General features: G+C 62.0%; 13 protein-coding genes. 11 read left to right on the top strand and 2 right to left on the bottom strand.

What is annotated here, in order from left to right; all coding sequences use genetic code 11:
- The first annotated feature begins 452 nt into the window (after positions 1-452).
- The 4 genes from mmsA to HFRIS_RS21875 all read left to right on the top strand — a co-directional run bounded on the left by mmsA (position 453) and on the right by HFRIS_RS21875 (position 5983).
- The gene (gene mmsA, locus HFRIS_RS21890; protein WP_006465195.1) at positions 453-2009 is read left to right on the top strand and encodes a multiple monosaccharide ABC transporter ATP-binding protein; all 1557 of its coding nucleotides are present in this window, start codon (positions 453-455) and stop codon (positions 2007-2009) included.
- A gap of 74 nt (positions 2010-2083) precedes the next feature.
- Positions 2084-3295: a multiple monosaccharide ABC transporter permease gene (mmsB, locus tag HFRIS_RS21885; RefSeq protein ID WP_006465194.1), complete on the top strand. Its 1212-nt coding sequence runs from the start codon at positions 2084-2086 to the stop codon at positions 3293-3295.
- A gap of 87 nt (positions 3296-3382) precedes the next feature.
- The gene (locus tag HFRIS_RS21880; RefSeq protein ID WP_006465193.1) at positions 3383-5140 is read left to right on the top strand and encodes an IlvD/Edd family dehydratase; all 1758 of its coding nucleotides are present in this window, start codon (positions 3383-3385) and stop codon (positions 5138-5140) included.
- 57 nt (positions 5141-5197) lie between these two features.
- Positions 5198-5983 (top strand): SDR family NAD(P)-dependent oxidoreductase, encoded by a 786-nt coding sequence (locus HFRIS_RS21875; protein ID WP_006465192.1) that lies wholly within the window; start codon positions 5198-5200, stop codon positions 5981-5983.
- Positions 5984-6309: 326 nt separating this feature from the next.
- Here HFRIS_RS21875 and HFRIS_RS21870 read toward each other — a convergent pair whose 3' ends face one another.
- Positions 6310-7251: a LysR family transcriptional regulator gene (locus HFRIS_RS21870; protein WP_006465191.1), complete on the bottom strand. Its 942-nt coding sequence runs from the start codon at positions 7249-7251 to the stop codon at positions 6310-6312.
- A gap of 319 nt (positions 7252-7570) precedes the next feature.
- On the opposite strand from HFRIS_RS21870, the gene HFRIS_RS21865 reads away from it, so the two are divergent.
- Together HFRIS_RS21865 and HFRIS_RS21860 are read left to right on the top strand one after the other, a co-directional pair.
- Complete coding sequence (locus HFRIS_RS21865) at positions 7571-8710, top strand: porin (RefSeq protein WP_006465190.1); 1140 nt, start codon at positions 7571-7573, stop codon at positions 8708-8710.
- A gap of 181 nt (positions 8711-8891) precedes the next feature.
- Entirely contained in the window at positions 8892-9773 is an 882-nt protein-coding gene (locus tag HFRIS_RS21860) for an SMP-30/gluconolactonase/LRE family protein (protein WP_006465189.1), read from the top strand.
- Positions 9774-9794: 21 nt separating this feature from the next.
- Here the strand turns inward: HFRIS_RS21860 and HFRIS_RS21855 are convergent, their stop codons facing one another.
- The gene (locus tag HFRIS_RS21855; RefSeq protein ID WP_006465188.1) at positions 9795-10685 is read right to left on the bottom strand and encodes an IclR family transcriptional regulator; all 891 of its coding nucleotides are present in this window, start codon (positions 10683-10685) and stop codon (positions 9795-9797) included.
- A gap of 410 nt (positions 10686-11095) precedes the next feature.
- On the opposite strand from HFRIS_RS21855, the gene HFRIS_RS21850 reads away from it, so the two are divergent.
- From HFRIS_RS21850 to HFRIS_RS21830, 5 genes are all read left to right on the top strand, one after another.
- Positions 11096-12373, top strand: a complete 1278-nt coding sequence (locus tag HFRIS_RS21850) for an L-fuconate dehydratase (protein ID WP_006465187.1) — start codon at positions 11096-11098, stop codon at positions 12371-12373.
- 53 nt (positions 12374-12426) lie between these two features.
- Positions 12427-13203, top strand: coding sequence for an SDR family oxidoreductase (locus HFRIS_RS21845; RefSeq protein WP_006465186.1), 777 nt, complete (start codon positions 12427-12429; stop codon positions 13201-13203).
- A 7-nt stretch (positions 13204-13210) separates the two neighbouring features.
- Positions 13211-13549 (top strand): L-rhamnose mutarotase, encoded by a 339-nt coding sequence (locus HFRIS_RS21840; protein WP_006465185.1) that lies wholly within the window; start codon positions 13211-13213, stop codon positions 13547-13549.
- 167 nt (positions 13550-13716) lie between these two features.
- Complete coding sequence (locus HFRIS_RS21835) at positions 13717-15267, top strand: sugar ABC transporter ATP-binding protein (RefSeq protein ID WP_006465184.1); 1551 nt, start codon at positions 13717-13719, stop codon at positions 15265-15267.
- Between the two features lie 88 nt (positions 15268-15355).
- Complete coding sequence (locus tag HFRIS_RS21830; protein ID WP_370460919.1) at positions 15356-16357, top strand: ABC transporter permease; 1002 nt, start codon at positions 15356-15358, stop codon at positions 16355-16357.
- Positions 16358-16367 lie beyond the last annotated feature (10 nt).

Raw genomic sequence — 16367 nt, 5'->3', positions numbered from 1 at the left:
ATGGCATCTGCTCTGCGCCGCCCGCTGAATCTTTCGCAGCACGCATACACACAAGATCAGCATAGTCCCGCCCTGTGCGGGGCTGGGCCTGTTCACATTCAATCTGCGAGATGCGTTGCCCCCAGGAGGCGTGGTGGCAAGGCGCGCGTCAGGGCTGGTGGTGGACCCACCAGCCCTGACGTGCAACGCAGCCAGCGCGCCTCCTGGGGGCAACCCTCCGGGAGAGGCCGCCAAGCGTCGCCTGCCGTTGTTGCAGCTCCTTGCCGTAGCACCACTACGGCGCGTCGCTGCGCCTAGGCAGCCAACGCTTGGCGACCTCTCGCACTCGCAGATTGAATGTGAACAGGCCCAAATACTTTCAGGAAGATGTGCTTGCACCAAAGCAATGCACACGAGATAAAAACTCCGGCTTGGCAGGGCTTCGCAAGACCGGCAGAAGAGAGGTCAGCATCATGAGCAACATTCTGGAAATGCGCGGCATCGAGAAGAGCTTCCCGGGTGTGAAGGCGTTGAACAACGTCAACCTGGCGGTGCGCGAAGGCGAGATCCATGCCATCGTCGGCGAGAACGGCGCCGGCAAGTCCACGTTGATGAAGGTGCTCTCGGGCGTGTACCCGCACGGTAGCTACTCGGGCGACATCGTCTACAAGGGTGAGGTGCGTGCCTTCAAGGATATCCGCGACAGCGAACACCTGGGCATCATCATCATCCACCAGGAGCTGGCACTGGTGCCGCTGCTGTCGGTGATGGAAAACCTGTTCCTCGGCAACGAGCAGGCCAGTGGCGGCGTGATCGACTGGGAGCAGTCCTATGTGCGCGCCAAGGCACTGCTGGCCAAGGTCGGCCTGAAGGAATCGCCCCAGACGCAGGTCGGTGACCTGGGCGTGGGCAAGCAGCAGCTGATCGAGATCGCCAAGGCGCTCTCCAAGGAAGTCAAGCTGCTGATCCTCGATGAACCGACCGCCAGCCTCAACGAAAGCGACTCCGATGCGCTGCTGGAATTGCTGCTGGAACTGAAGCGCCAGGGCATTGCCTCGATCCTGATCTCGCACAAGCTCAACGAAATTTCCAAGGTGGCCGACTCCATCACCGTGCTGCGCGACGGCACCACGGTCGATACCTTCGACTGCCGCGCTGAACCCATCAGCGAAGACCGCATCATCCAGCACATGGTCGGCCGCGAGATGGCCGACCGCTATCCCCAGCGTGATCCGCAGATCGGCGACGTGATCTTCGAAGTGCGCGACTGGCGCGTGCACCATCCGCTGCACAGCGATCGCCTGGCCATCAAGGATGTCAACATGACGGTACGCGCCGGCGAGATCGTCGGCATCGCGGGCCTGATGGGCGCCGGCCGTACCGAACTGGCCAAGAGCATCTTCGGCCGTGCTTACGGCAAGAAGATCAGTGGCAAGGTCTTCCTGCATGGCAAGGAAGCAGACCTGTCCACCATCCAGAAGGCCATCAACAAGGGCATCGCCTACGTCACGGAAGACCGCAAGGGCGACGGCCTGGTGCTGGAAGAAGACATCAAGAAGAACATCTCGCTGGCCAACCTGGGTGGCGTTTCCGAGCGTACCGTCATCGACGAGGCGCGCGAGTACAAGATTGCCGCCGACTTCAAGGCGCAGATGCGCATCCGCTGTTCCAGCGTGCTGCAGAAGGTGGTCAACCTCTCCGGCGGCAACCAGCAGAAGGTGGTGCTGTCGAAGTGGCTGTTCTCGCAACCTGAAGTGCTGATCCTGGACGAACCCACGCGCGGCATCGATGTCGGCGCCAAGTTCGAGATCTACAACATCATCAGCAAGCTGGCTGCCGAGGGCAAGTGCATCATCATGATCTCGTCGGAGATGCCAGAACTGCTGGGCATGTGCGACCGCATCTACGTCATGAACGAAGGCCAGTTCGTGGGCCATCTGCCCAAGGCCGAGGCCAGCCAGGAAAACATCATGCGCGCCATCATGCGCAACAAGCGCATCGACGATTCCGGCCTGTCCCAGGCCGCCTGAATACCTGACACCAAGCCGGAGCCAAACCGGCGGCAACTATCATAAAGACCAGAGAGCACCAGAGGAGCAAGACAATGGAAAGCATTGACGTGAGCAAGAAGCCGGCCGTCGCCGGTGGCGCCGCCGAAAAGAAGGACTACGGCAGCTTCCTGAAGAACAACATGCGTGAATACGGCATGCTGATGTCGTTGGTGGCCATCATGGCCTTCTTCCAGATCATGACCGACGGCACGCTGATGCGTCCGCTGAACCTGACCAACCTGGTGCTGCAGAACAGCTACATCGTCATCATGGCGCTGGGCATGCTGATGGTGATCGTGGCCGGTCACATCGACCTGTCGGTGGGTTCGGTGGTGGGCCTGATCGGCGCGCTGGCGGCGGTGCTGATGGTGGACTATGGCTGGGGCTTCGTGCCGGCCTCCATCGTCTGTCTGATCGCCGGTGGCCTGATCGGTGCGGCGCAGGGCTACTGGATCGCCTACTTCAAGATTCCCTCCTTCATCGTCACCCTGGCCGGCATGCTGGTCTTCAAGGGCATGGCGCTGGCGCTGCTGCAGGGCCAGTCGCTCGGCCCCTTCCCGCCGACCTTCCAGATGCTGTCCTCGGGTTTCATCCCGGAGCTGACGGACAATGCTACCTTCCGTACCACCTCGCTGGTCGTCGGCATCCTGGCCGCCGTGGTGCTGGTGCTGGTCAAGCTGCATGGCCGTCGCAAGCAGACCAAGCATGGCATGGAAGATGAACCGGTCCTGTTCTTCCTGCTCAAGAACGGTATCTTCGCCGTGGCTATCATCGCCTTCAGCTACCTGCTGTCGACCTATCGCGGCATGCCCAACGTGCTGATCATCATGTTCGCGCTGATGGTGCTCTACACCTTCATCACCAGCCGCACCATCCTGGGTCGTCGTGTCTATGCGGTGGGCGGCAACGAGAAGGCGGCCAAGCTGTCCGGCATCAAGACCGAACGTGTGTCCTTCTTCACCTTCGTCAACATGGGCGTGCTGGCCGCGCTGGCCGGCCTGATCTTCGCGGCCCGCCTGAACACCGCCACCCCCAAGGCCGGTCTGGGCTTCGAGCTGGACGTGATCGCGGCCTGCTTCATCGGTGGCGCATCGGCCTCGGGCGGCGTGGGCAAGGTGATGGGCGCGGTCATCGGCGCCTTCGTGATGGGCGTGATGAACAACGGCATGTCCATCATGGGCATCGGCATCGACTACCAGCAGATGATCAAGGGCTTCGTGCTGCTGATGGCCGTGTGCTTCGACGTCTACAACAAGAACAAGTAATCCGAATGAGCAAGGCGGGCAGGGTTGCCCGCCTTTTGCATTCGGGACCACCAGATCCTTTCGTTTCCTTCAGTCAGGAATTCAACAATGAGTAGCGATAAAAAAGACAAGAGCCGCACCCTGCGCTCGGCCGGCTGGTTCGGCACTGCCGACAAGAACGGCTTCATGTACCGCAGCTGGATGAAGAACCAGGGCATCCCCGATCACGAATTCCAGGGCAAGCCGGTCATCGGCATCTGCAACACCTGGTCGGAACTGACGCCCTGCAATGCGCACTTCCGCAAGATCGCCGAACACGTGCGTCGTGGCATCATCGAAGCCGGTGGCTTCCCGGTGGAGTTCCCGGTGTTCTCCAATGGCGAATCCAACCTGCGCCCGACCGCCATGCTGACCCGCAACCTGGCCAGCATGGATGTGGAAGAATCGATCCGTGGCAATCCCATCGACGGCGTGGTGCTGTTGACCGGCTGCGACAAGACCACCCCGGCCCTGCTGATGGGCGCGGCCAGCTGCGACGTGCCGGCCATCGTCGTGACCGGTGGCCCGATGTTGAACGGCAAGCACCAGGGCCGTGACATCGGTTCCGGCACGGTGGTGTGGCAACTGTCGGAGCAGGTCAAGGCCGGTGAGATCACCATCCACGACTTCATGGCCGCCGAAGCCGGCATGTCGCGCTCGGCCGGTACCTGCAACACCATGGGCACCGCTTCCACCATGGCCTGCATGGCCGAGTCGCTGGGCGTGTCGCTGCCGCACAATGCGGCCATTCCGGCCGTTGATGCGCGCCGTTACGTGCTGGCGCACCTGTCCGGCATGCGCATTGTCGACATGGTCTGGGAAGGCCTGACCCTGTCCAAGATCCTGACCCGCAAGGCCTTCGAGAACGCCATCCGCACCAATGCCGCCATCGGTGGCTCCACCAATGCCGTGATCCACCTGAAGGCCATCGCCGGCCGCATCGGCGTGGACCTGGAACTGGAAGACTGGACCCGCATCGGCCGTGGCACTCCGACCATTGTCGACCTGCAGCCCTCGGGCCGCTACCTGATGGAAGAGTTCTACTACGCCGGTGGTCTGCCTGCCGTGCTGCGCCGCATGGGCGAAGCCGACCTGCTGCCGCACAAGGATGCGCTGACCGTCAACGGCCAGACCATGTGGGACAACGTCAAGGATGCGCCGATCTACAACGATGAAGTGGTGCGGCCGCTGGCCAAGCCGCTGATCGAGGATGGCGGCATCTGCATCCTGCGCGGCAACCTGGCGCCACGCGGCGCGGTCTTGAAGCCCTCGGCCGCCACGCCTGAACTGATGAAGCATCGCGGCCGTGCCGTGGTGTTCGAAGACTTCAACCACTACAAGGAACGCATCAACGATCCCGACCTGGATATCGATGCCTCCTGCGTGCTGGTGATGAAGAACGTCGGCCCCAAGGGTTACCCCGGCATGGCCGAAGTGGGCAACATGGGCTTGCCGCCCAAGGTGCTGGCCACGGGTGTGAAGGACATGGTGCGCATCTCGGACGCCCGCATGAGCGGAACCGCCTATGGCACCGTGATCCTGCACGTGGCGCCGGAAGCCGCTGCCGGTGGGCCGCTGGGCATCGTCCAGGATGGTGACTTCATCGAACTGGATGCCTACGCCGGCAAGTTGCAGCTCGACATCAGCGACGAGGAAATGCAGCGTCGCCTGGCCGAACGCGCCAAGGTGCTGGCCGAACGCAAGCCGGAGATGGTCGGCGGCTACCAGTCCCTGTACGTGGACCGCGTTCTGCAGGCCGACGAAGGCTGCGACTTCGACTTCCTGGTCGGTTGCCGTGGCGCGGCCGTTCCCAAGCACTCGCACTGATCCATCACGACAAGACAGCGCCGGTGTCGGCATGACACCGGCCAGCAAGGAAACCTCATGAGCAACACTCCCCAGAACGTGCAGCTGGCGACTTTCCCCAGCCTGAAGGGCAAGCGTGTCTTCATTACCGGCGGTGGCACCGGCATCGGTGCAGCCATTGTCGAAGCATTTGCGCAGCAGGGCGCGCACGTGGCCTTCGTCGATATCGCCCGCGAAGCCAGCGAGATACTGTGCAATGAGCTGGCCAGCGCCGGCTATCCCAAGCCGCTGTTCCGCCATTGCGACCTGCGCGACATCCCGGCATTCCAGAAGACCATTGCCGAGCTGCAGGGCGAGCTTGGCGACTTCGATGTGCTGGTCAACAATGCCGCCAATGACGAACGTCACAAGCTGGAAGACGTGACCCTCGATTACTGGAACGACCGCATCGCCATCAACCAGCGTCCGTCCTTCTTCGCCGTGCAAGCGGTGGTGGACGGCATGAAGCGTCGTGGCGGTGGCTCCATCATCAACTTCAGTTCCATCAGCTGGCATCAGTCCAGCGGCGGATTCCCGGTGTACACCACGGCCAAGGCCTCGACCCTGGGCCTGACCCGCGGACTGGCGCGCGACCTTGGTCCGCACAAGATCCGCGTCAACACGGTCACGCCGGGTTGGGTCATGACCGAACGCCAGATCAAGTTGTGGCTGGATGAAGAAGGCAAGAAGGCCATTGCCCGCAACCAGTGCCTGCAGGAGGGCCTGCTGCCCTGGCACCTGGCGCGCATGGTCCTGTTCCTGGCCGCTGACGACAGTGCGATGTGTACCGCGCAGGAATTCATCGTCGATGCTGGCTGGGTGTGAGGCAGCAATGACCGCCCGATATCCGGTCGGCGCGGATCTTGAAAAAGAGTCGCCATTTGGCGACTCTTTTTTTTGTGATGCAGCCACATTCTCGTGTGGGTGATGCAGAGCTGTCATACAACTCGGAAAAAACTTAGTTTTTATCCGGTTTGTAGTGTTGTTTTTTTGCTGCGATTTTTTAATGAATTGGTGCGCCTGGAATTGTTTCGAGCAGCCCTATTTTTGAATTTTCAGATCGGCTTACTCTTCCTTACATTTCTTAATAAAACTCGGCGCAGTTCCGCCACCCCGTGATCGCATAATGCGCGGGTTGGCGAGGAAAGGGATCAGTAGATCATCTTGGCCACTTCACGGATGGCCTGCAGCACCAGATTGGCTCCCGGCGAGAGCAGGTTGTCCTGGCGGGTGATGATGCCGAAGCCGGCCATGCGGCAGGGCAGCTCGATGGGCAGGATGTCCATCAGGCGCGCCTGGGTGTAATAACGTGCCACTTCAGTGGGCATGGCGTAGATGAAATCGGTCTGCTGCAACAGGCTGGTGATGAACAGGATGGCCGTGGTGTCGACCACGTTGGAGGGCGGCGCCAGGCCTTGTTCGCGGAACATCTGGTCGCAGCGAGCACGCAGGATGCTGCCCTTGGGCGCCATGATCCAGGCTTCGCCGGCGAGGTCGGCCAGGCTCAGGTCGTTGCGGGTGTGGAAGGGATGTCCCACCCGGGCCACGGCGCATACCGGCTCGTCGGCCAGCTCTTCATAGAGCAGGCCGCTGCGGGCTTCCTCGTCGAGGATGCGGCCGATGATGAAGTCCAGTTCGCCATGCAGCAGACGCGACAGCAGGATGTTGCTGCTTTCCACTTCGACGCCGATGCGCAACATCGGCGCCTGTTCCTTCACGCGGGCGATGGCTGGCGGCAACAATGCCATGCCGGGCGAGAGAATCACGCCCACATCTACCTGTCCGGACAGGCCGGACTTCAGTGCCACGATGTCTTCATGCGCCTTGGACAGGCTGGTCAGGGCCATGCGCGCATGGCGGATCATGGCCTCGCCATAGATGGTGGGCCGCATGCCACGGGGCAGGCGCTCGAAGAGGGACACGCCCAGCATGTCTTCGAGGTCCTTCAACTGCTTGGAGGCGGCCGGCTGCGTCATATTGAGTTCGCTGGCGGCGCGATGGATGTTGCGGGTGTCGTCGAGGGCGATGAGCAGAAGGAGTTGGCGTGTCTTCAATCGCGCCCGCAGAAACCAGTTCGGGTCACTGTTTTTCATAAGTCTCCGGGGACGGTGTTCTAAATTTTTTCAATGATTTTTTTATTAGAAATTCATGATATCAAATCGCATATCGGAATTGCTAAAGATTTCATTGGAAAGACATGAACCGAATACTTAGTATCTAGCCACATTCCGGACTGTACAGGACAACGACCAAAGGGCCGGAATGAAAGAAGAGAAGGTCGGGCAGCATCAAAACAAAAAGTTGGGAGACCGTCAGGAGTCCGTCAGGATTCAAGGGGTCTGAAGTGCAAAGCTGCACGACCAAGCCCACCGACGACAAAAATTTAAACGGCAATATCCACGGAGACTATTCATGAAGCAAGTGAAGCCATCCTTTATTGGAGCAAAGACCCTGTGCGCGCTCGCGCTGATGGGAGCGTTCTCGGCACAGGCGCAGGCGCAAAGTAGTGTCACCATCTACGGTCGCGTCGTGGCCGGCGTCGACTTCCTGACCAATGCTGGCACCAACGGCCAAGGTACGCGCTGGAGCGCTGCAAACAACCAATGGGGCACCAGCATGATCGGCTTCAAGGGCACGGAAGACCTGGGCGGCGGTACCAATGCCTTCTTCCTGCTGGAGTCCGGTTTCAACTCGACCAAGGGCGGTTTCAACGGTTCCGACACCAGCAACGGTTCGGCACTGTTCAATCGTCGTTCCTATGTCGGCTTGTCCTCGGCCACCGCCGGTTCCGTCAAGTTCGGTAAGAACCTGTTCATCAACAATGATGTCTGGTTCCTCGACCCGACCGGCCAGCAGGCCATCGGCACCGCCAGCCTGGTCAACGGCCGCAACTGGCCCGGCGCCAGCAACATCATCGAGTACAACAGCCCGGATATGGCTGGCTTCACCGTCAACCTGCAGACCAGCCTGGGCGAAAAGCCGGGTTCGTTCAGCGGCGGCGTCCCCAACGCGGGTAGCAGCGACGGCCGCAAGGACGGTATCTCGCTGGCCTACCAGAAGAACGGCCTGGAACTGCGCGTGATCTATGACACCGTGCGCGACGCCAACGGCAACTACAGCGACATCTGGAGCCATTCCAAGGAGCTGATCGTCGGCGGTACCTACAAGTTCGACAAGCTGAAGATGTTCGCAGGCTGGGAAAACCTGCGTGCCAACGCTGCAGCCGCCGGTGCTCCGGACCGCGCGAACCACTACTGGATCGGCGCCAACTATGACGTGACCCCGCAATTCCAGCTGGTCGGTGGCTGGTTCCACGTCAACGCCAACAACGCACGTGTTGACGCTGCGGGCAACGGCAACGGTGGTGGTACTGCCAACATGTACATGGCCGGTATCAACTACTTCCTGTCCAAGCGCACCCTGCTGTATGTTGACGTCGGTACCGTTCGTAACGGCACCGGTGCCACCCACGCACTGGAAAACGGCGGCAACGTCGGTCCTTCGGGCCTGAAGCAGAACGGCGGCTACTTCGGTATCGCCCACTCGTTCTGATGTAACGATCTAGTAGTATCTGTAATCCTTCCTGAGGTGGTCTTGATGTAGTTGAGGGTGGGCGCAAGCCCACCCTTTTTTGTCTTGTGGCCGGCGCACACGGGCGTGGCCGGGACACTGACATTGTTTTATATCGTTTATTTCATTTATCTTATTTAATTGATTTGCAGGCGGAAACCCGATGAATGCGCAATTGCTGGTCGACGGACATCATGAACTGGGCGAAGGCGTCCTCTGGTGCGAACGCTCGCAAACGGTCTTCTGGACCGATATCCACGCGTCGCGCCTGTGGAACCACGATCCGCAAAGCGGCGCCACGCGCAGCTGGCCCATGCCTGAGCGGCTGTGCTGCTTCGCCTTTACCGCCGATCCCGAGCGCCTGCTGATCGGTCTGGCATCGCGCCTGGCTTTCTTCAATCTCGGCACCGGCGCCATCACGCCGATCTGCCGCATCGAGGATGACCTGCCGACCACGCGCCTGAACGACGGTCGTTGCGACCGCCAGGGCCGCTTCGTCTTCGGCACCCTCAACGAGGACGCCGGCCGCGCACCCATTGCCAGCTTCTATCGCCTCAATGCCGACCTGAGCCTGGAGCGCCTGCCGCTGCCGGGCATCGCCATTTCCAACAGCATCTGCTTCAGTCCCGATGGCACGCGCATGTATCACTGCGATTCCATGGAAGGCAAGATCATGGTCTGCGACTATGATCCGGCTTCCGGCGCCATTGCCAACCAGCGCGTGTTCGCCGATCTGGCGCAACAGCCGGGCGGCCCCGATGGTTCCACCGTGGACGCCGACGGCCATGTCTGGAACGCGCAGTGGGGTGGGGCGCGGGTAGTGCGCTTTACGCCCGATGGCCGCATCGATGGCATCGTCGACATGCCGACCGCCCAGCCTTCCTGTGTGGCCTTCGGTGGCGCGGCGCTCGATACGCTGTTCGTCACCTCGGCGCACGAAGGCATGAGCGCCCGGCAGCGCGAGCAGGATGCATTGGCCGGTGCGCTTTTCGCCGTGCCGGAGACCGGCGTGCGTGGCCTGCCGGAAGTGCGTTTCGCCGGCTAGCACCGGCAGCTGGCGCCCGCCTCAGGCGCCGAAGCTCGAATCCCCCATCAGTCGCGACAGCCGCGCCGAAATCTCCTGGACGATGCCTTGCACCTCGTCCAGGCTGGGGTTGACCTTCTTGTCGATGCGTTCGATATAAGGCACGTTGAGTGCAGCCAGCATGCGGTTGTTGGCCCCCATCACCGGATAGGACAGGTTGATCACGCCCCGGATCTGCCGGCTCTCCATGCGCGAATGCCCGCGCTTGCGGGTGTCCTCGATCTGCCGCATCAGCTGCGCCGTCCCGATCTCCTGCTCACCATCCATGCGGACGTGTGCGGCCAGCATGCTGGCCTGTTCGGCCTGGTCGCGGAAGGCCAGCAGTACATGGCCGGAAGCCGTATCCGTCAGGCTCACCAGCGCCCCCACCTTGAGCCCGAAGGCCCAGCGTTCGGGGCTGTCCACCTGCGCCACCACGATCACCCGTCCGGCCTCATAGACTGTCAGATGTGTCGATTGCATGGAGCGGTTGGCCAGTTCGCGCATGTGGGGCAGGGCGGTGCTGACCAGCGAGCGGATCGGCTGGTGATGGTGTGCCAGCTCGAACAGCTTCAGTGACAGCCGGTAGTGGTCGTTGTCGGCGATCAGGTAACCACGTTGCTCCAGCGTCACCACCATGCGGAAGATCTCGTTGACGCTGCGACCCAGCTGGCGCGAGATCTGGTTCAGCGTCAGCATCTGCTCCGAGCGGCTCAACAGTTCCAGGATATCCAGTCCCTTGTCCAGCGCTGGCGCGGCATAGCGCGTCTTGCCGCTGGTGCCGTCATGGCCGCTGTCGCTACCCATCTCATTGTCGTCGTTGATCGCGGCGGCGGGCGCTGCGGTCTGCAGCGCAGGGGCGTCGGAAGGATTGATTTTCCTGGTTCTGGGCATGGCAGCCTGGGTATCGTTAGCGGGCAGGAGGGCGGAAACAGAAGGGTGAATCCGCCGGTTTCTGGGGCCGGATTGTAGGGGATTTTTGATGGACGACGTGTTTTATTTGTAAAATTATTTTTTATAGATCGCTTTGATGCTACGGTGCTGACATCCCTAAATCGATATCGATCGATACCGAAACTTCATCGGGCCGGCCCGGCAATAAGAGGATAATCGAGGTTATGCTGTGTCTCTCACAGATAAAAACAAATTTTATTTGTGAGTAAAACGAACAGGGGGCCAGCCCCCGGAGACGACGACAACCGGCAGCCGCCCCCCAGCGGCCAGCCCGCCGACCAGCGGCAAGCAGAGGCAGCGCCCGAGCCCGAGGCGCCACCCGTCCCGCAGCGGCATCACGCTAGAGACCGATGACCAAGATTACCGCCATGCGCGTGCTGGACGTGCGCTTTCCCACTTCGCAATCACTGGACGGTTCGGATGCGATGAATCCGGACCCGGACTATTCTGCCGCCTACGTCATCCTCGACACCGACCACCCGCAATTGAAAGGCCACGGCCTGACCTTCACCATCGGTCGCGGCAATGAAATCTGCTGCGCCGCCATCCGCGCCATGGAACATCTCGTGGTCGGCCTGGACCTGGAATGGATCGCCGCCGACATGGGCCGCTTCTGGCGTCACGTCACCTCCGACAGCCAGCTGCGATGGATCGGCCCGGACAAGGGCGCCATCCACCTGGCCACCGGCGCCGTGGTCAATGCAGCCTGGGACCTGTGGGCCAAGGCCGAAGGCAAGCCGGTATGGAAGCTGGTGGCCGACATGACGCCCGAGGAGCTGGTACGCACCATCGACTTCCGCTACATCACCGATTGCATCACCCCCGACGAGGCCCTGGCGCTGCTGCGCGAGAAGGAAGGCGGCAAGGCCGAGCGCCTGCGCATCCTGCAGCAGGAAGGCTATCCCTGCTACACCACCTCGGCCGGCTGGCTGGGCTATGACGACGCCAAGCTGCGCCGCCTGTGCCAGGAAGCCATCGACCAGGGCTTCAACCATGTCAAGCTCAAGGTCGGGCGCGACCTGGCCGACGACAAGCGTCGCGTCACCATCGCCCGTGAAGTACTGGGCCCGCAGCGTCATCTGATGATCGACGCCAACCAGGTCTGGGAAGTGGACCAGGCCATCGACTGGGTCAAGCAGCTGGCGTTTGCCAAGCCCTGGTTCATCGAGGAACCGACCAGCCCGGATGACGTGGAAGGTCACCGCAAGATCCGTGCAGGCATCGGCGCAGTCAAGGTCGCCACCGGCGAGATGTGCCAGAACCGCGTGCTGTTCAAGCAGTTCATCATGCGCGACGCCATCGACGTGGTGCAGATCGACTCCTGCCGTCTGGGTGGCGTCAACGAAATCCTGGCGGTCATGCTGATGGCTGCCAAGTACGGCAAGGTGGTTTGCCCGCATGCCGGCGGCGTGGGGCTGTGTGAATACGTGCAGCACCTGTCGATGATCGACTATCTGTGCATCTCCGGTTCCAAGGAGGGACGCGTGACCGAATACGTGGATCACCTGCATGAGCATTTCGTCGGCCCCTGCGTGATCCGCAACGCGGCCTACATGCCGCCCAGCCTGCCGGGCTTCTCGATCGAGATGAAGCCGGAATCGCTGGAGCAGTACCGCTTTCGCGGCTAGCCCCCGGCAAGTGGCGGCGTCAGGAAATGATATAAAACATAACGGAGACTGAAGTGGATCTGAACCTGCAAGACAAGGTCGTCATCGTGACCGGCGGTGCCTCCGGCATTGGCGCGGCGATTAGCATGCAACTGGCCGCCGAAGGCGCCATTCCGGTGGTCTTTGCGCGTAGCGAACCGGAGCCGCAATTCTGGACCCGGCTGACTGCGCTGCAGCCGCACGCCACCCTGTTCCAGCTGGAATTGCAGGACGAAGCCCGCTGTGGCCAGGCCGTGGCCGAGACGGTGCAGCGCTTCGGGCGTCTGGACGGTCTGGTCAACAATGCCGGCGTCAACGACAGCGTCGGCCTGGAAGCTGGCCGCGACCAGTTCGTCGCTTCGCTGGAACGCAATCTGATCCATTACTACGTGATGGCCCATTACTGCGTACCGCACCTGAAGGCTACGCGCGGCGCCATCGTCAATGTCTCTTCCAAGACCGCGCTCACCGGCCAGGGCAATACCAGCGGCTATTGCGCCTCCAAGGGCGCGCAGCTGTCACTCACCCGGGAATGGGCTGCGGCATTGCTGGCCGACGGAGTGCGTGTGAATGCGCTGATCCCGGCCGAGGTGATGACGCCCCTCTATGAACGCTGGATCGCCACCTTCGAGCATCCGGAGGAAAAGCTCGCCGCCATCACCAGCAAGATCCCGCTGGGCAAGCGCTTCACCACCTCCGAGGAAATGGCGGACATGGCCGTCTTCCTGCTCTCGGGGCGCTCGTCGCATACCACCGGGCAGTGGATTTTCGTCGATGGGGGTTACACCCATCTCGACCGTGCCCTGAGCTGAGGCCCGTATGCGTACCGTGCTGGCACTGGACCTGAAGGACGACCCCGCGCTCATCGCCGAGTATGAACAGCATCACCGACGCATCTGGCCCGAGATCGCGCAGCACCTGAAGCAGCAGGGGGTGACCGGCATGGAGATCTACCGTCTCGGTACCCGCATGATGATGGTGATGGAGACCGATGACGCCGTCTTCGACGCAGCAGCAATGGCAGCGGCGACCGACACCGATCCCCGGGTGCGTGCCTGGGAGGAACTGATGTGGCGTTTCCAGGCGCCCACACCCTGGACTCCGGCCGGACAGAAATGGGTGCCGATGACGCGCATCTTCGATCTGTCCGAGCAATAGGACCAGGACCCGTACCGGAAGGTGCGGACCATGTCCTGCCTGCAGTGGCAGGTTGTAAAAAACGTAGTGCAAGCGACAAGTAGCACGCAGCAGGCAGCGACCGCAGAGTCGCGTCAACGATGGCCCCGGCAGCAAGGGCCGGCAATGCATCCGCATCCGAGGTGAGCATGCAACAAGATAACGAGACATCCAGACCATCCCCCGCAGCGACGCCCCCGCTGATCGCGCTGCGTAACGTCAGCAAGCGCTTTCCCGGCGTACTGGCGCTGGACAACTGCCAGTTCGACCTGGTCGCCGGCGAGGTACACGCCCTGATGGGCGAGAACGGCGCCGGCAAGTCGACGCTGATGAAAATCCTTTCCGGCGTCTACCAGTGCGACAGCGGCGAGATCCTCCTCGACGGCAAACCGGTGCAGATCGGTGAGCCGCGCCAGGCGCAGGCGTTGGGCATCGGCATCATCCATCAGGAACTCAACCTGATGAACCACCTGTCGGCGGCGCAGAACATCTTTATCGGTCGCGAGCCGCGCAAGGCGTTCGGCCTGATCATTGATGAAGAGCAGTTGAATCGCCAGACCGCTGCCATCTTTGCCCGCATGCGCCTTGAGATGGACCCGCGCACGCCGGTGGGCGAACTGACCGTGGCGCGCCAGCAGATGGTGGAAATCGCCAAGGCCCTGTCCTTCGATTCACGCGTGCTCATCATGGACGAACCGACGGCGGCCCTGAACAACGCCGAGATCGCCGAGCTCTTCCGCATCATCCGCGACCTGCAGGCGCAGGGCGTGGGTATTGTCTATATCTCGCACAAGATGGACGAGCTGCGCCAGATCGCCGACCGCGTCAGCGTCATGCGCGATGGCCGCTACATCGCCACCGTGCCGATGCAGGGGACTTCCATGGACAGCATCATTTCCATGATGGTCGGCCGCTCGCTGGAGGGCGAGCAACGTACCCCGCCGGATACCTCCGCCAACGAGGTGGTGCTGGAAGTGCGCGGGCTCAACCGCGGCCGCGCCATCCGCGATGTCAGCTTCCAGTTGCGCAAGGGCGAGATCCTCGGCTTTGCCGGCCTCATGGGCGCCGGCCGCACCGAGGTGGCGCGCGCCATTTTCGGTGCCGACCCGCTGGAGTCCGGCGAGATCATCATCCACGGTGGCAAGGCCGTGATCCGCCAGCCGGCCGATGCCGTGGCGCATGGCATTGGTTATCTTTCTGAAGACCGCAAGCACTTCGGGCTGGCGGTGGGCATGGATGTGCAGGCCAACATCGCGCTCTCCAGCATGGGCCGTTTCACCCGCGCCGGTTTCATGAACCAGCGCGCCATGCGTGAAGTGGCGCAGGGCTATGTGCGCCAACTGGCGATCAAGACGCCTTCGGTGGAACAGCAGGCGCGCCTGCTCTCGGGCGGCAACCAGCAAAAGATCGTGATTGCCAAATGGCTGCTGCGGGACTGCGACATCCTGTTCTTCGATGAACCCACGCGCGGCATCGACATCGGCGCCAAGAGCGAAATCTACAAGCTCCTCGACGCCCTGGCCGAGCAGGGCAAGGCGATCGTGATGATCTCCTCTGAACTGCCGGAGGTCTTGCGCATGAGCCACCGCGTGCTGGTGATGTGCGAAGGTCGCATCACCGGCGAACTCACCCGCGCCGAGGCGACCCAGGAGAACATCATGCAACTGGCCACGCAGCGCGAACCGGCGGTGGCGCACTAGCCGGTCGGGCCGCACTGCGATCCAACCCCTATCAGAGACCAGAACCATCATGGCAAACAACATCCATTCCGCAGCGTCCGCATCCACCATGGCCAATACCGCTTCCTCCTCGGGCCTGCGCGCCCGCCTGTTCAACCCGGCCGCGCGCCAGAAGCTGCTGGCCTTTGCCAGCCTGCTCTTGCTGATCGTGTTCTTCAGCGTCGCCTCGCCCAATTTCATGGAGGTGGACAACCTGGTCAGCATCCTGCAATCGACTGCCGTCAACGGCGTGCTGGCCATTGCCTGCACCTACGTCATCATCACTTCCGGCATCGATCTGTCGGTGGGCACCATGATGACTTTCTGCGCCGTCATGGCCGGGGTGGTGCTGACCAACTGGGGCATGCCGCTGCCGCTGGGCATCGCCGCCGCCATCTTCTTCGGTGCGCTCTCGGGCTGGGTCTCCGGCATGGTGATCGCCAAGTTGAAGGTGCCGCCCTTCATCGCCACGCTGGGCATGATGATGTTGCTCAAGGGGCTGTCGCTGGTGATTTCCGGTACCCGGCCGATCTATTTCAACGATACCGAGGGTTTCTCGGCCATCGCCCAGGATTCGCTGATCGGCGACCTGATCCCGGCGCTGCCGATTCCCAATGCGGTGCTGATCCTGTTCCTGGTGGCCATCGGCGCCTCCATCATCCTCAACAAGACAGTGTTCGGCCGCTATACCTTCGCCCTGGGCAGCAACGAGGAAGCGCTGCGCCTGTCGGGCGTGAAGGTGGATTTCTGGAAGGTCGCGGTCTACACCTTCTCCGGCGCCATCTGCGGCATCGCCGGCCTGATCATCGCGTCCCGCCTGAACTCGGCGCAGCCAGCGCTGGGCCAGGGTTACGAGCTGGACGCCATTGCCGCCGTGGTGATCGGCGGCACCTCGCTCTCCGGTGGCACCGGCACCATCATGGGCACCATCATCGGCGCCTTCATCATGAGCGTGCTGGTCAATGGCCTGCGCATCATGTCGGTGGCGCAGGAGTGGCAGACGGTGGTGACCGGGGTCATCATCATCCTGGCGGTCTACCTCGACATCCTGCGTCGTCGCCGTCGCGCCTGAACCGGCATCC

This window comes from Herbaspirillum frisingense GSF30 (assembly GCF_000300975.2).
Taxonomy (GTDB): domain Bacteria; phylum Pseudomonadota; class Gammaproteobacteria; order Burkholderiales; family Burkholderiaceae_D; genus Herbaspirillum; species Herbaspirillum frisingense.
Note: the sequence above shows the minus strand (reverse complement) of the source record. Positions and strands in the feature narration are given on the sequence as shown.

Bases quoted from the DNA above. Each gene is read 5' to 3' on its own strand.
- mmsA (WP_006465195.1), top strand. From the start codon at position 453: ATGAGCAACATTCTGGAAATGCGCGGCATCGAGAAGAGCTTCCCGGGT.
- mmsB (WP_006465194.1), top strand. From the start codon at position 2,084: ATGGAAAGCATTGACGTGAGCAAGAAGCCGGCCGTCGCCGGTGGCGCC.
- HFRIS_RS21880 (WP_006465193.1), top strand. From the start codon at position 3,383: ATGAGTAGCGATAAAAAAGACAAGAGCCGCACCCTGCGCTCGGCCGGC.
- HFRIS_RS21875 (WP_006465192.1), top strand. From the start codon at position 5,198: ATGAGCAACACTCCCCAGAACGTGCAGCTGGCGACTTTCCCCAGCCTG.
- HFRIS_RS21870 (WP_006465191.1), bottom strand. From the start codon at position 7,251: ATGAAAAACAGTGACCCGAACTGGTTTCTGCGGGCGCGATTGAAGACA.
- HFRIS_RS21865 (WP_006465190.1), top strand. From the start codon at position 7,571: ATGAAGCAAGTGAAGCCATCCTTTATTGGAGCAAAGACCCTGTGCGCG.
- HFRIS_RS21860 (WP_006465189.1), top strand. From the start codon at position 8,892: ATGAATGCGCAATTGCTGGTCGACGGACATCATGAACTGGGCGAAGGC.
- HFRIS_RS21855 (WP_006465188.1), bottom strand. From the start codon at position 10,685: ATGCCCAGAACCAGGAAAATCAATCCTTCCGACGCCCCTGCGCTGCAG.
- HFRIS_RS21850 (WP_006465187.1), top strand. From the start codon at position 11,096: ATGACCAAGATTACCGCCATGCGCGTGCTGGACGTGCGCTTTCCCACT.
- HFRIS_RS21840 (WP_006465185.1), top strand. From the start codon at position 13,211: ATGCGTACCGTGCTGGCACTGGACCTGAAGGACGACCCCGCGCTCATC.
- HFRIS_RS21835 (WP_006465184.1), top strand. From the start codon at position 13,717: ATGCAACAAGATAACGAGACATCCAGACCATCCCCCGCAGCGACGCCC.
- HFRIS_RS21830 (WP_370460919.1), top strand. From the start codon at position 15,356: ATGGCCAATACCGCTTCCTCCTCGGGCCTGCGCGCCCGCCTGTTCAAC.